The following is a 14,540-nucleotide window of genomic DNA, read 5'->3' on the forward strand; positions in this document are numbered from 1 at the left end:
CTGGCCGGAACTCGCGTGATCCAGCCCGTGACTCGCGAGTTCCGGGTTCGATCACGCGAGTCACGTCTCTGATCACGCGAGTTCCGGGTTCGGTCACGCGGGTGACGGGTCCGGGGTCAGGTGGGGACTACGGTGCCTCGGACTTCGCCGAAGCCGATGCGGGTGCCGTTCGGGCCGGGGGCCGTTGCGGTGATCGCGACTTCGTCGCCGTCCTCCAGGAAGGTGCGGGTGGTGCCGTCGGGCAGCTCGAACGGTTCGCGGCCGCCCCAGGACAGTTCCAGCAGCGAGCCCCGCTGGTGCGGCTCCGGGCCCGTCACCGTGCCCGACGCGTACAGGTCGCCCGTGCGCAGGCTCGCGCCGTTGACCGTCAGGTGCGCCAGCTGCTGCGCCGCGGTCCAGTACTGCGTGGCGAACGGCGGGCTCGACACCAGGTGGCCGTTGAGCCGGACCTCCATGGCCAGGTCCAGGCCCCACTTCTCGCTGGCGCGCAGGTACTCGAACGGCTCCGGGTCCTGCGGCGGGCCGGCGACGCGGGCGTGCTCCAGCGCGTCGAGCGGCACGATCCACGGCGACACCGACGTCGCGAACGACTTGGCCAGGAACGGGCCCAGCGGCTGGTACTCCCACGCCTGCAGGTCGCGGGCCGACCAGTCGTTGACCAGGCAGACGCCGAACACGTGCGCCGCGAAGTCCTCTGTGGACACCGGAGTGCCCAGGGTGGACGGGACGCCGACGACGAAGCCCACCTCCGCCTCGATGTCCAGCCGCTGCGACGGGCCGAACGCCGGCGCGTCCGCGTTGCGCGGCTTGCGCTGGCCGTTCGGGCGGACGACCGGGGTGCCCGACGCGACCACCGTGCCGGCCCGGCCGTGGTAGCCGATCGGCAGGTGCTTCCAGTTCGGCGGCAGCTCGACCGCGTCGGGCCGGAAGATCTTGCCCGCGTTGAGCGCGTGGTGCTCGCTGGAGTAGAAGTCGACGTAGTCCGCGACCTCGATCGCCAGGTGCGTGGTCACCTCGGTCAGCGGCACCAGGTGCGGCCGCAGCTGATCGGCGTACCGCGGCTCGGTCAGCCACTCCCGGACGCTCTCGCGCACCTCCCGCCACGTCGCCGGCCCGGCGGCCAGCAGCGGGTTCAGCACCCCGGACGTCAGCAGCGGCGCGAACGACGCCGCTGTCTCCGCCGCCGCGGCGGTCAGGTCCAGCACCCAGTCGCCGACCGGCACGCCGATCCGGCGCTCGGGTGCCCCGCCCACGGAGAACACGCCGTAGGGCAGGTTGTCCAGGCCGAACGGCGTGTCGTCGGCGAGTTCGAGCCAGGTCACGGTCACTCCTCGTCCCGGGCGGCGCGCGCGGCCACCCAATCGGCGACGGCGGTGGCGAGCACCGGGAGCGGGAGCGTCCCGTTGCCGAGCACGACGTCGTGGAACTCGCGGATGTCGAACGCCTCGCCCAGCGCCCGCTCGGCCTCGGCCCGCAGCCGCTGGATCTCCAGCCGCCCGACCATGTACCCGAGCGCCTGGCCCGGGTTCGCGGCGTAACGGTCGATCTCCGCCTCGATCTCGAGCTGAGCCATCGGCGTGTGCTCGACGAGGTAGTCGACGGCCTGCTGCCGGCTCCAGCCCAGCGCGTGCAGGCCGGTGTCGACGACCAGCCGGCCGGCCCGCATCGAGTCCTGCGTCAGCATGCCCAGCCGCGAGACGTCGTCGGAGTAGAGCCCCATCTCGTCCGCGAGCCGCTCGGCGTACAGGCCCCAGCCCTCGGCGTACGCGTTGACGTGCGCGATGATCCGCAGCAGCGGCAGCCCGGTGAGCTCCTGGGCGAGGCACAGCTGGAAGTGGTGCCCCGGCACGGCTTCGTGGAACGCGATCGCCTCGCTGGTGAACCGCGGGCGCTTCTCGGCCTCGTGGGTGTTGGCGTAGTAGACGCCCGGCCGGGTCCCGTCGAGCGAAGGCTCCAGGTAGTACGCGATCGTGCCGCTCGTCGCCTCCGCCTCGGGCACCGGCGCGACGCCGCACTGCTGCGCCGGGACCCGCGAGAACCATTGCGGCGCCACGGCTTCCGCGCGTGTGATGGCCGTGCGCGCGCCTTCCAGCAGCTCCTCGCCGTCGCGCCAGCGCAGCGCGGGATCGGTCCGGATCCGGTCGAAGATCTCCGCGAGATCCGTGGTGCCGAACAGCTTCCCGCCCAGCTCGCGGTACTCCCCCGCGAGCCGCTCGATCAGCGCCAGGCCGGTGTCGTGCAGGTCCTGCGCCGTGCGCTCGGTCGTCGTCTCCGCGCGGATCAGCGCCGCGTAGCGCTCGGCGCCGCCGGGCAGCTGCCCGATGCCCGCGGACGTCTCGGGCCGGGCCGCCGGGGTGATCTCGTCGGCCAGGAACGCACGGTAGCGCTCGTAGGCCGGGCGGACGACCTCGGCGAGCAGCCGGTCGCGCTCGGCCTCGAAGCCGTCGAGCGCGTACGGCGGTGTCACCTTCAGCGGGTCCTTCGCCGGCGCGCCGAGATACCGCTCGACGTAGCCGATCCCGATGCGCACCAGGAACTCCGGCGGCACGAAGCCCTCGGCGACGGCGGCGCGCTGGCGCGTGATCAGCGCGTCGAGGTAGTCCCCGATGCCGGCGAGCCGGCTGAGGTAGCCGCGCACCTTCGGCTCGTTGTCCAGCACCGTCTGCGGCAGGTAGAGCAGCAGTTCCAGGGCGGGTGCGGCGAGCCCGTCGCTGACCGCGACGTCGGACCGGCGGGAGTCGATCACGTCGATCTCGGTCTTCGCCTGCGACACCACGACTTCCCGGGTGATCCGCGTGGCGGCCGGCAGCCCCGTGACGTCGAGTGCCTCGGCCCGCGCGGCGATGTCCGCGTACCGGGCCCGGAAGCGGGCTTCGGCCTCGGCGCTCTGGTCGGCCAGCTTGTCGTGGTCGCCGGGCAGGCCGAACACCGACGGGAAGACCGGCTGCCGCTCGAAGTTCACCGCGACCAGCTCGTCGGCGAGGCTGTCCGGGGTGTCCTCGGCGCTGCCCGCCACCCAGTCCGCGACGACCTTGGCGAGGGCCGTCAGCGGCAGCATCCCGTGGCCCAGCACGACTTCGTGGAACCCGCGGATGTCGAACCGCTCGCCCAGCGCCTGCTCGGCCTCCGCGCGCAGCCGCTGGATCTCCAGCCGTCCGACCATGTAGCCGAGCGCCTGCCCCGGCCACGCCGTGTAGCGGTCGACCTCGGCCTCGATCTCGAGCTGAGCCATCGGCGTGTGCTCGACGAGGAAGTCGATCGCCCGCTGCCGGCTCCAGCCCAGCGCGTGCAGCCCGGTGTCCACGACCAGCCGGCCCGCGCGCATGGAGTCCTGGGTCAGCATGCCGAAGCGCGAGACGTCGTCGGAGTACAGCCCCATCTCGTCAGCGAGCCGCTCGGTGTAGAGCCCCCAGCCCTCGGCGTAGGCGTTGAACATGCCGATCCGCCGCAGCAGCGGCAGCTCCCGCAGTTCCTGCGCCAGGCTGAGCTGGAAGTGGTGCCCCGGCACGGCTTCGTGGAACGCGATCGCCTCGCTGGTGAACCGCGGGCGCTTGTCCGCTTCGTAGGTGTTCGCGTAGTACGTGCCCGGCCGGGACCCGTCGAGCGACGGCTGCAGGTAGTACGCGATCGTGCCGCTCGCGGCGTCCGCCTCGGGGACCGGCGCGACCTCGCACTTCTCCGCCGGGACGCGCGAGAACCACTGCGGGGCCACGGCTTCCGCCCGGGCGATGGCGTCGCGGGCGCCGGCGAGCAGCTCGTCGCCGTCGCGCCAGCGCAGGGCCGGGTCGGTGCGCAGCCGCTCGAAGATCCCGGCGAGGTCGGTGGTGCCGAACACCTTCCCGCCCAGTTCGCGGTACTCGCCCGCGAGCTGCTCGATCAGCGCGAGGCCGGTGTCGTGCAGGTCCTGCGCGGTGCGCTCGGTCGTCGTCTCCGCGCGGATCATCGCGGCGTACCGCTCGGCGCCGCCCGGGACGTGGCCGATGCCCGGCGCCGTCTCGGGCCGCCCGGCCGGTTCGACCTCGGTGCGCAGGAAGTCGCGGTAGCGCGCGTACGCCGGGTGGACGACCTCGGCGAGCAGCCGGTCGCGCTCGGCCTCGAAGCCGTCGACCGCCGCGGCCGTGTCCGCCTTCAACGGGTCGCCGTCCGGCGAACCGAGGTAGCGGTCGATGTACTCGACGCCGACCCGGGCGAGGTGGGCCGGCGGCACCAGGCCGTCGGCGAGGCTTTCGCGCTGCCGCTCGGTGAGCTCCGCGAGGAACGGCTCGATCGCGGCGAGCCGGGCGAGGTAACCGCGCGACTTCTTCTCGTCGTCCAGCTTGTAGAAGGGCAGCTGCATGAGCAGGCCGAGCGCGGGCGAGGTGAAGCCGGTGCTGACCGCGATGTCGGTCATCCGCGAGGCGAGCCGATCGGCCTCGACCTCGGCGGAGGCGACGATGACCTCGCGCGTCACGGCCTCTTCCGGCGTCAGCTCCCCGGCCGGCAGGGCCCGGGCCCGCGCGGCGAGCGCGGTGTAGGCCGCGCGGAAGCGCTCCTGGCCTGCCCGGGTCTGGTCGGCCAGCCGGTCGTGGTCCCCGGGCAGGCCGAGCACCGACGGAGCCAGCGGGTCGTGCTCGAACATCAGCGCGACGAACTCGTCCGCCAGGGCGCCGACGGTGTCGCCGTGCCCGGCCACCCACTCGTCGACGACCGACGCGAGCACCGACAGCGGCAGCGCGCCGCCGGCCAGCACGACGTCGTGGAACGCGCGGATGTCGAACCGGGTGCCCAGCCGCCGCTCGGCGGCCGCGCGGATGCCCTGGATCTCCAGCCGCCCCACCATGTACGCCAGGGCCTGGCCCGGCCACGCGATGTAGCGGTCGACCTCGGCCTCGATCTCGACGCGCGCCATCGGCGTGTGCTCGACCAGGTAGCCGACGGCCTGCTGCCGGCTCCAGCCCAGCGCGTGCAGGCCGGTGTCGACGACCAGCCGGCCCGCGCGCATCGAGTCGCCGGCGAGCATGCCGAGCCGGGCGACGTCGTCGGAGTAGAGGCCCATCTCGTCGGCGAGCCGCTCGGCGTAGAGGCCCCAGCCCTCGGTGTAGGCCGTGAAGTCGCCGATGCGGCGCAGCAGCGGCAGGTCGGTCAGGCCGAGCGCGGTGCTGAGCTGGAAGTGGTGGCCGGGCACGGCTTCGTGGAACGCCGTCGTCTCCGCTGTGTGCCGGAGCCGCTCGGTGGCCTCGTAGGTGTTCGCGAAGTAGATGCCCGGCCGGGAGCCGTCGGTCGCCGGGTGGATGTAGTACGCCATGGGCGCGCCGGGCGCGGCGTCCTCCGGGACCGCCTCGACCGTCCACGGCTGCGGCGGGATCCGGCCGAACCACTTCGGCGCCTCGGCGTCGGCCCGGGTGATGGCCGCGCGGGCCGTCTCCAGCAGCTCTTCGCCGCTGGTCCAGCGCAACGCGGGGTCGGTGCGCAAGCGCTCGAAGATCTCGGTGAGGTCGCCGGTACCGAACACCTTGGCCCCCAGCTCGCGGTACTCGACGGCGAGCGCGGCGATGATGTCCAGGCCGGTCTGGTGCAGCTCCGCCGGGGCGCGGTCGGTGGTGGTGTGGAGCCGGGCCTGGCGCGCGTAGATCTCCTCGCCGCGCGGCAGCCACGACACGCCGGGCCGGTCGTCCGGGCGGCCGTGCGGCGCCACCTCGGTGACCAGGAACTCGCGGTACCCGGCGAAGGCCGGGCGGACGACGTCGGCGAGCAGCTCGTCACGCCGGCGCGCGAACTCCTCGTCCGGCGCGGGCTGGCGGCGCAGCGGGTCGGCGGCCGGGTCGGCGAGGTAGCGGTCCACGTGCGCGACGGCGGACTCGACCAGGCGGGCCACCGGGGTCAGGCCGTCGGCCAGGCCTTCGGTGTGCCGCTGCGCGGCCTGGCGCAGGAACTCCGGCACCGCAGCGAGCCGCCCCAGCTGGGCATCGGCCGCCGCCCCCGCGGTCACGGACGTCATCGGCAGCGCGGTGAGCAGCATCGCCGCCGGGCCGGTGAACATGTCGGTCACGGTGAACTCGGTCAGCCGGGAGTCGATCGCCGCGATCCGGTCTTCCGCCGACGTGATCAGGACCTCACGGGTGACGCGGTCTTCGGCCGACAGCCCGGCCGGGTCCAGCGCGCGGGCGCGCTCGGCGAACTCCGCGAGCTGGGTGCGGTGGGCCCGTTCGGCGGCGGCCGTGACGTCCGGCAGCCCGGGCTCCGCCGGGCGCGTGCCCAGCAGCGCGGGCATCAGCGGATCGGCGGCGTACAGGGCTTCGACGAACTCGTCGGCGAGTTCGGTGACCGCGGTCATGGGCAGGACCCCCAGCGTCGATGGTGTGCTCGTTCGCGACCCTAACGGAGATCACCGACAGGAACGCGCGCTCGCCGCCCGGGGGCGGACGGCCTTCGACGCGACCGGACGGGCGAGGCGGTAGCGTGCACCGAGTGGCTGTGACCGATCCCGTGGATACCCGCCTGCTCGCCGCGCTCGCCGAGCTGGGCAAGGCGGCCGTGCACGAGCTCGCGGCCAAGGTCGGCATGGATCCCCGCGAAGTCGCCTACCGGCTGGTCGCGCTGTCCGGCAGCGGGCTGCCCCTGCTCGTCGGCGTCGAAAGCGACCCGAACGGGCTGCGCGCGGCCATCGCGGCGTCGCCGCCGTCGTGGGCGAACCGGCCGCCGGGCTCGCAGCAGTTCCCGGCCCAGGCCCCGCCGTCGCAGCCGGTGCCGATGCCACCGCCGAACGTCCAAGGGGTGCCCTCGGGGCCGTACAACGTCCAAGGCGCGCCTTCAGGGCCGTACAACGTTCAAGGCGCGCCGTCCGGGCCGTACAACGTTCAGGGTGCGCCTTCGGGGCCGTACAACGTCCAGGGCACGCCGTCCGGGCGCTACCCCGGCCCGCCGCCCCGGCCGCCACAGCAGCAGCAGTTCGCTCCTCCGCCGCCCCCGGCGCGGCCCGACCCCGTGGTGAGCACGTGGGGCGTGCCGCAGACGGCGTCGTGGGCCCGCGGCGACGAGCCCGCGCGCCCGGCCGGCGCGCCCGGCGGCAAGAAGGGCCGGCTCGGCGAGGTCATGGAGACCCAGGGCCTGGAGGGCGAGCAGCTGACGGTGCAGCTGCTCGAGGTCCAGGACCCGGCGGACTTCCTGTTCGGCGCGGCCGGCTACCGCCTGGAGGAGGGCGAGCGCTCGGTGGTCGTCCACACGGAGATCACCAACCGCGGCGCGATCCCGTTCGCGTCCCTGCCGGACAACTACCTCGAGCTGCTCACCGTCGACGGCAAGACGATCGGCAAGGCCCCGGTCTCGCTGACCTCGCGGCCGCCGCACAAGATCGGCGTCAAACCGGGCGAAACCCTGGGCGGCCACACGGTGTACGTGCTGCCGGACACGACCCGGGTGGTTTCGGTCCGCTGGAGCCCGCGGCCGGAACCGGACGAACGAACGCTCATCTGGTCGATCGAGGACTAGTAGCTCTCGTCCTGCAGGATCTTGAGGGCGTTCGCCAGGTCGTCCGGGTACTCCGACTCGAACTGGACCCAGCGGCCGTCCGACGGGTGGGCGAAACCGAGCGTCTTGGCGTGCAGCCACTGGCGGTTCAGCCCCAGCTTGCGGGCCAGCACCGGGTCCGCGCCGTAGGTCAGGTCGCCGACGCACGGGTGCTTCAACGCCGAGAAGTGCACGCGGATCTGGTGCGTGCGCCCGGTTTCGAGCTTGATGTGCGCCAGGGACGCGGCGCGGAACGCCTCGACGACCTCGTAGTGCGTCACGCTCGGGCGGCCGCCCTGGACCACCGCGAACTTGTAGTCGTGGCGGGGGTGGCGGTCGATCGGGGCGTCGATGGTGCCGCGCGTCGGGTCCGGGTGGCCCTGGACGATCGCGTGGTAGCCCTTGTCGACCGTGCGTTCCTTGAACGCGCGCTTCAGCACGGTGTACGCGTGCTCGCTCTTGGCCACCACCATCACGCCGGTCGTGCCCGCGTCGAGCCGGTGCACGACGCCCTGGCGCTCGGCCGCGCCGGACGTCGCGATGCGCAGGCCCGCCGCGGCGAGGCCGCCGACCACCGTCGGGCCGGTCCAGCCCGGGCTCGGGTGCACGGCGACGCCGACCGGCTTCGAGATCACCACGATGTCGTCGTCGTCGTGCAGGATCTGCATGCCTTCGACCGGCGCGGCGACGATCTCCACCGGGTTCGCCGGCTCCGGCAGCGTGACCTCCAGCAGCCCGCCCGCGGCCAGCCGGTCCGACTTGCCCGCCGGGTGGCCGTCGAGCAGCACGTCGCCGGACTCGGCCAGCTCGGCGACGACCGTGCGGGACAGCCCGAGCATCTTGGCGAGGCCGGCGTCGACCCGCATCCCGTCGAGCCCGTCGGGCACCGGGAGCATCCGCGAGCTCACGCCTGGTCCTCCTGCTTGGTTTCCGCGGCCGGCTCGGCCTGCTTCTTGTCTTTGGTCTTGTCCTTGGTCGACGTGCCGTCGTAGTCCTTGCCCAGCAGGGACAGCAGCACGATCAGCGCACCGCCGACGCAGATCGCCGAGTCGGCGATGTTGAAGATCGCGAAGCCCTTGCCGTTCGGAGCGAACGCCGAGATGAAGTCGACGACGTGGCCCTGCAGCCCGCCGGGTGCGCGGAAGATCCGGTCGGTGAGGTTGCCCAGCGCGCCGGCCAGCACCAGGCCGAGGCCGATCGCCCAGCCGATCGAGCGCAGCCGCCGCGAGATCCAGATGATCGCGATGACGACGGCGAGCGCGACCAGCGCCAGCACCCACGTCATGCCGGTGGCCATCGAGAACGCGGCACCCGGGTTGCGGATGACCTGCAGGTAGATCAGGCCGCCGAGGATCCGGACCGGCTCCTTGCCCTCCAGGTTGGCGGTGACCAGGTTCTTCGTGATCAGGTCGATCGCCCAGAGCACCACCGCGACGGCGAACACCCAGCCCACCCGGCGCTTCGGCAGCGTCGCCGCCGTCGCCGCCGGGGTTTCCGGCGTCTCCTGGACGGGCTCGGGCACCGCCTCGGCGGCGGCGTCGGTGTCGGGTTCTCCAGCGCTGGACTCGGTGCTCACCGGTCCATTGTCCACGCCTGGTCAGGGTGCCCCGGCGGCAGTGTCGCGGGGACGCCGCGGGAGGACCGCGAACGCGGCGGCGAACAGCACCCCCGCCGCGCTCGGCGCCCCGGTCACCGGCGTCGAGAACACCAGGCTGACCAGCGCGAACACCAAGGCCACGGCGATCAGGAACCAGTTGCGCTCGTACGCCGCCGGCACCGGCGCGACGACCGCCATCACGAGCTGGGCGAACCCCGGCGCCGCCAGCGGGAACCAGAAACGCCGTCCCTCCCCCATCGGGGCAGGGTAGCGGCGAACGCCCCGGCCACGAGCACGGTCGCGGAGATCAGCGCGCCCGGCAGGTCCGCGATCACCACGGCCACCGCACCGGCGCCACGGCCATCGCGAGCACCAGCGGACTGCGTTCGTACCAGGCGACCAGCGCGAGCCCGAGCGTCGCCAGGAGGGGGCCGCGGGTGGCCGCGTCGAGACCGAACCGGCTGAACAGCAGCAGGTCCAGCACCGGGACGGCGAGCACGACGGCGACGATCGACGCCACCACCGTCCTCGCGCGCAGCCCGCCCGCCACGGCGTAGGAGACCACCATGGCGAGGAACGCCGCGATGAGTGCGTACTGCCACGCCGGACCGGCGCCGCCGGCGTAGGCCACGACGGTGTCATCGAGGCTGAGGAACCGGGCCTTGGTGCCGTAACCGTCGATCGTCAAGCCGAACAGGCCCACGTAGCCGGCGGTCGCCGGTGGCAACCGCGCCGTCAGTTCCGCGGTGACGGCCGACCGGTGGAACAGTTCGGCCGTCACCAGGACCAGTTCCGCGAAACCCAGCAACGCCAACGGAATCCACTGCCGCCCCATCGGCCCAGGCTAACGCTCAGCAGAACGGCGGCAGCTCCCGCGGGTCGCCGACCGGGGCCCAGCGGCCGCCCGCCTTCGTGTACCCCCAGCGCGCGCCGCGGGCGACGATCTGGCGCAGCGCCAGCAGCACGCGATCCACGTGCTCCTCGGTGCTGCCCAGGCCGAGGCTGACGCGCACCGCCTGCTGCCCTTCGCCGCCGGTGACGCCGATCAGGCGCTTGGCCGCGATGTGGGCGCAGAAGGCGCCGTCGCGGACGCCGATGCCGTACTCCGCCGAGAGAACCGCCGCGAGCCAGCCGGGGTCGAAGCCGGCGACGACGAAGCTGACCGTGCCGACGCGGTCGACCGGCGCGTCGAACAGCCGCAGCTCCGAGCAGCCCGGGATGCCCTCGAGGCCCCTGCGCAGCCGGACGAGCAGGGCCTGCTCGTGCGCTTCGACGGCGGCCCAGTTGCGGCTCAGGGTTTCGCAGGCGACGCCGAGCGCGTACACGCCGACGGTGTTGGGCGAACCGGCTTCGTGCCGCTCCGGGCCGGTGTTCCAGACGACGGCGTCCTCGGTGACGAGCTTGGTCGCGCCGCCGCCGGCGAGGTAGGGCCGGGCGGCGCGCAGCCAGTCGGCGCGGCCGATCAGCGCGCCCGCGCCGAAGGGCGCGTACAGCTTGTGGCCGGAGAGGGCGACGTAGTCGACGTCCAGGTCCTGCATGGCGATCCTGCGGTGCGGCGCGAGCTGGGCGGCGTCGAGGGCGATGCGGGCGCCGTGCCGGCGGGCCACCGCGGCGATCTCCGCCACCGGGAGCAGCTCACCGGTCACATTGGACGCTCCGGTGAGGACCACCAAACGCGGCCCCTGCGGGGATTCCGCGAGGGCTTCGTCCACAGCGGACACCGCCGCGAGCCGGGTGCGCGGGGTCGGCAGGCGCCGGACGTTCGGCCCCTGCCACGGCAGCAGCGCGGCGTGGTGCTCGGTGTCGAACACGATCACCGCGGTGCGCGGCGGGAGGCTGCGGGCGAGCAGGTTGAAGGAGTCGGTGGTGTTGCGGGTGAACACGACCGTGTCGGTCCGGCGCGCGCCGACGAAGCTGCGCAGCGTGGCGCGGGTGCGCTCGTAGAGCTTGGTCGAGACCTGCGAGGCGAAGCCCGCGCCGCGGTGGACGCTCGCGTACCAGGGCAGGAACTCGTCGACGGCCACGCGGACGGCGTCGAGACAGGGCGCGCTGGCCGCGTGGTCGAGATTGGCGTAGCCGATGTCTCCGCCGGTGACGAGCGGAACTCGCAGCGAGGCACCAGCGACCGTGGGAATACCTTGGGACGCAAGGGATTCCTGGGTCTGTGTGCTGGTGCGGTCGATGGCGAGAGTCATCGTTAGCCTCCTCGGCGTTCCGGGGGGCCCCGGCGAGGGGCCCGCGCTTGCCGGTCGCACGGCGCGACCGGCCCGGTCTTCACCCGGGGCACCCCACCGCGGTAGGAGGGTTGCCGGCCAGCAAGCCGGGGCTTGACGCTGGCACTCATGACCTGATTCAAAAGGTAACCGAGAATCGGCGTGACGACCAGCCCCCACAGCACATTCTGAGACACCGACCACAAGTCGAGCAGGAATGGAGAAGCGTCAGGGCTTCGCGCGGAAACGGCCCGGGAGCTGCGTCACGGCGTGGTCCGAGAGGTGTGTCGCGGTGCCGGTGTACTGGTCCGCGCCCGCTGTGAACAGCCAGCCACCCAACGTCTTCCCGTCGATCGGCTCACCGTGCGCCGCCGCGACGGTGGTCGAGACCTGGCTGTAGGCGAGACCGTCCCAGTCGGCCGCGTCCGGCAGTGTCCACAGTGTGAAGTGCACGTGGGCCCCGGTGCTGCTGCCACCACACGGCAGGGCGTTGCCGGTCGAGCCGAGCACGTCGCCGGCCTCGACCTGCTCACCGTCGGTGACCTTGATGCCTTCCATGTGGTAGTACCCGGTCCGCCAGCCGCCGGCGTGGTCGATGGTCACCCAGTCGCCGCCCGCGCAGTGCTGCAGGTGCACGGTCCCGGCCAGCGGCGCCCGCACGGTCTTGTCGGCCGGGCTGAGGTCGAGGGCGTTCTCGACGCCGGTGCTGCCATCGTCGGAGTGGATGCCGGCGGAGTACACCTGCTGGCCGGCCTTGAACGGCAGCGCCAGCACCGGAAAGGGCCCCACCTCAGCGGCCGCCCCCGGAGCGGCGGCGAGCCCCACACCCAGGACGATCCCCGCGACCAGCCCGGCCCCACGCACGTATCGCTTCGTCACCCGGCGTACTCCTTTGACTCTACGTTCGCCCATTCGAGGTAATGAATGGAGCGCAGAGTAAGCCAAAAGAGGGAACGCAGGGAAGATCAGGTGAGGTTTTTGTGAGGATCACTCACCCTCGCGGGAAAAGATCACCAGGTCGACGCGAAGAGCGGACAGGCACCGGACAACCGCCCGGCCCGAACGCAGCCCCCACCACTCCCTGGGGGGCGTCCCCTGTCCAGTCTACCGCCGCTGACCTGCAAAAACGTGGGTGCCGGAAATCTGTGGACAACTGGAGTGGATGTGGACAACTCGCGGCCGGCCGGGCTCGCGACCGCCGAGCGCAGCAGACGGCACGGTGGCCAAGCGGGCAACCCGCGATCGACGCCGCTCACCTCAAGCAAACCGACGCGGACAGCCCGGCGGCGATGCCGAGCCGAGCGGACACGGTTCCGCCCAACCCGCGAACGAGCCGGCGGTCCGACTCGCAGCGCCGGCGACCCCAGCGGACCGCACAGTGGCCAAGCAGGCAATCCGCGCTCGGCCCCGCTCACCTCAAAGCCGACGCAGGCGGCATGGCGACCAAGCGGGCCACCCGCCGATCGACCCCACTCGCCTCAAGCAAGCCCAGCGGACGGCACGGCGGCCAAGCAGGCAACCGGCCCCACCTATCTCAAGCAAGCCGACGCGGAAGACGCACCGGCAAGATCGAGCATCCGATCAGCCACGACCCGCGCGACCCAGCGGCCCGACTCGATCACCAACCACCCCAGCGAGCGACATCGCCGCGAGACAGAGCGGACACCGGCCAAGCAAACCGCGAACCGCGTCAGATCCCCGACTCGCCGCGCCAGCGGGCCAGGCGGCCGGCGCGGTCCACCGCGCGCAGCCGGCGCTCGGCGTCGTCGCGGGCTGTGGCCGTCGTGACCACCAGGAGCTGGTCGTGCTCCTGCAGGCGGCTCGTCTTCTGCGGTGTGAAGCCTAAGCCCGCGCGCACGACCAGGCTCACCGTCGCACCCACCGGCAAGCGCAGCTCCGACAGGTAGACGCCGTGCAGCTTCGAGCCCGGCTGGATGCGGACCTGCAGCAGCTCGGCGCCCAGCTCGTCCAGTGGCGCGGAGTCGACGTCGATCTCGTACGCCTCCGACTTCTTCGACAGCCCCAGCCAGCGCGCGAGCGGGCCGAGGGTCGCGCCCTGGAGCAGCGTCAGCACGATGACCAGCACGAACACCGCGTCGACCAGGCGCTGGGCGCCCGGCAGGCCCTCCGACAGCGGGATCATCGCCAGCACGATCGGCACCGCGCCGCGCAGGCCGGCCCACGACAGGAACGCCTGTTCCCGCCACGGCAGCCGGAACGGCAGCATCGAGAGCACCACCGAGATCGGCCGGGCCAGCAGCAGCACGACGGCGCCCGCGACCAGGCCCGGCACCAGTGTCTCGAGCAGCCGGCTCGGCGACGCGAACAGCCCGAGCAGCACGAACAGCCCGATCTGCGCCAGCCAGCCCAGGCCTTCGGCGAACGACAGCGTGTCGGAGCGGTGCGGCAGCCGCGAGTTGCCCAGGACCAGCGCCGCGACGTACGTGGCGAGCAGGCCCGACGCGTGCAGCAGCTGCCCGGACGAGTACGCCACGACGCACACCGCGACCGTGGCCAGCGGGTACAGGCCGGTCGCCGGGAGCGCGGCGCGCCGCAGGGCGATGCCGCCGAGCCAGCCGAACGCCAGCCCGATCGCCAGGCCCGCCGCCAGCTCGTAGACCGCCAGGAACGGCAGCGTCCAGTCCACAGTGGTGCCCTCGGCCAGCACCACGACGGCGATGTAGGCCGGCGCGTCGTTGATGCCGGACTCCAGCTCCAGCGCGCCCACCAGGCGCTTGCCGATCCCGGCCGTGCGCAGCACCGAGAAGACGGCCGCGGCGTCGGTCGACGAGAGCACCGCGCCCCACAGCAGCGCGAGCCGCCAGTCGAGGCCCAGCAGCCAGTGCAGGGCCGCGCCGGTGACCGCGATGCTGACCACGACGGCCACTGTGGACAGTACGATTCCGATGCCCAGCGAGGGTTTCACCGCCGACCACCGGGTCGTCAGCCCGCCTTCGGCGAGGATCATGACGAGCGCGGCGAGGCCGAGCGACTGGGTCAGGCCGGGGTTGTCGAAGCGGATGCCGAAACCGGCTTCCCCCAGCACGACGCCGATGCCGAGGTACAGCAGCAGCGAGGGCAGGCCGAGCCGGATCGAGACGCGCACGGCGAGCACGGAGGCGAGCAGGACGACACCGCCGACGCCGAGCAGCACGGGAAGCTGGTCCATGCCGCCTCCCTCCCGAGTGCTGTGGGGCCCTCAGAATAGTGAAGCGGCCGGGTTAACTCCTTCGTGTACCACTGGG

10 protein-coding genes and 1 riboswitch are annotated in these 14,540 nt (G+C 72.9%); of the genes, 1 reads left to right on the forward strand and 9 read right to left on the reverse strand.

All coding sequences use genetic code 11. The features are described from left to right. Window positions 1-116: 116 nt before the first annotated feature. On the reverse strand, window positions 117-1,328 hold the full coding sequence (gene fahA, locus OG439_RS23130) for a fumarylacetoacetase (protein WP_326951418.1): 1,212 nt from the start codon (window positions 1,326-1,328) through the stop codon (window positions 117-119). Beyond that, window positions 1,325-6,313, reverse strand: coding sequence for a DUF885 domain-containing protein (locus OG439_RS23135; RefSeq protein ID WP_326951419.1), 4,989 nt, complete (start codon window positions 6,311-6,313; stop codon window positions 1,325-1,327). Before OG439_RS23135 ends, fahA begins: the two co-directional genes overlap by 4 nt. A gap of 134 nt (window positions 6,314-6,447) precedes the next feature. Between OG439_RS23135 and OG439_RS23140 the strand changes: the two genes are divergently transcribed. Next, window positions 6,448-7,467, forward strand: a complete 1,020-nt coding sequence (locus OG439_RS23140; RefSeq protein ID WP_326951420.1) for an AsnC family protein — start codon at window positions 6,448-6,450, stop codon at window positions 7,465-7,467. On the opposite strand, the gene OG439_RS23145 is transcribed toward OG439_RS23140, so the two are convergent. From OG439_RS23145 to OG439_RS23175, 7 genes are all read right to left on the reverse strand, one after another. After that, entirely contained in the window at window positions 7,464-8,393 is a 930-nt protein-coding gene (locus OG439_RS23145) for an RluA family pseudouridine synthase (RefSeq protein WP_326951421.1), read from the reverse strand. The genes OG439_RS23140 and OG439_RS23145 overlap by 4 nt on opposite strands. Next, entirely contained in the window at window positions 8,390-9,007 is a 618-nt protein-coding gene (gene lspA / locus OG439_RS23150) for a signal peptidase II (protein WP_326951596.1), read from the reverse strand. Before lspA ends, OG439_RS23145 begins: the two co-directional genes overlap by 4 nt. A gap of 75 nt (window positions 9,008-9,082) precedes the next feature. Then, window positions 9,083-9,340, reverse strand: coding sequence for a hypothetical protein (locus OG439_RS23155; protein ID WP_326951422.1), 258 nt, complete (start codon window positions 9,338-9,340; stop codon window positions 9,083-9,085). Window positions 9,341-9,413: 73 nt separating this feature from the next. Further along, on the reverse strand, window positions 9,414-9,917 hold the full coding sequence (locus tag OG439_RS23160) for a hypothetical protein (protein ID WP_326951423.1): 504 nt from the start codon (window positions 9,915-9,917) through the stop codon (window positions 9,414-9,416). A gap of 16 nt (window positions 9,918-9,933) precedes the next feature. Beyond that, window positions 9,934-11,277, reverse strand: a complete 1,344-nt coding sequence (locus OG439_RS23165) for an aminotransferase class V-fold PLP-dependent enzyme (protein ID WP_326951424.1) — start codon at window positions 11,275-11,277, stop codon at window positions 9,934-9,936. Between the two features lie 38 nt (window positions 11,278-11,315). Continuing rightward, a riboswitch (SAM riboswitch) is annotated at window positions 11,316-11,430 on the reverse strand. Between the two features lie 93 nt (window positions 11,431-11,523). Beyond that, on the reverse strand, window positions 11,524-12,174 hold the full coding sequence (locus OG439_RS23170) for a M23 family metallopeptidase (RefSeq protein WP_326951425.1): 651 nt from the start codon (window positions 12,172-12,174) through the stop codon (window positions 11,524-11,526). An 811-nt stretch (window positions 12,175-12,985) separates the two neighbouring features. Then, window positions 12,986-14,464 (reverse strand): potassium/proton antiporter, encoded by a 1,479-nt coding sequence (locus tag OG439_RS23175; RefSeq protein WP_326951426.1) that lies wholly within the window; start codon window positions 14,462-14,464, stop codon window positions 12,986-12,988. Window positions 14,465-14,540 lie beyond the last annotated feature (76 nt).

It is taken from the genome of Amycolatopsis sp. NBC_01307, from assembly GCF_035975215.1.
Taxonomy (GTDB): Bacteria; Actinomycetota; Actinomycetes; order Mycobacteriales; family Pseudonocardiaceae; genus Amycolatopsis.

Coding starts and splice junctions, on each gene's coding strand:
- OG439_RS23165 (WP_326951424.1), bottom strand. CDS start 11,277: ATGACTCTCGCCATCGACCGCACCAGCACACAGACCCAGGAATCCCTT.
- OG439_RS23155 (WP_326951422.1), bottom strand. CDS start 9,340: ATGGGGGAGGGACGGCGTTTCTGGTTCCCGCTGGCGGCGCCGGGGTTC.
- OG439_RS23135 (WP_326951419.1), bottom strand. CDS start 6,313: ATGACCGCGGTCACCGAACTCGCCGACGAGTTCGTCGAAGCCCTGTAC.
- OG439_RS23175 (WP_326951426.1), bottom strand. CDS start 14,464: ATGGACCAGCTTCCCGTGCTGCTCGGCGTCGGCGGTGTCGTCCTGCTC.
- OG439_RS23160 (WP_326951423.1), bottom strand. CDS start 9,917: ATGGGGCGGCAGTGGATTCCGTTGGCGTTGCTGGGTTTCGCGGAACTG.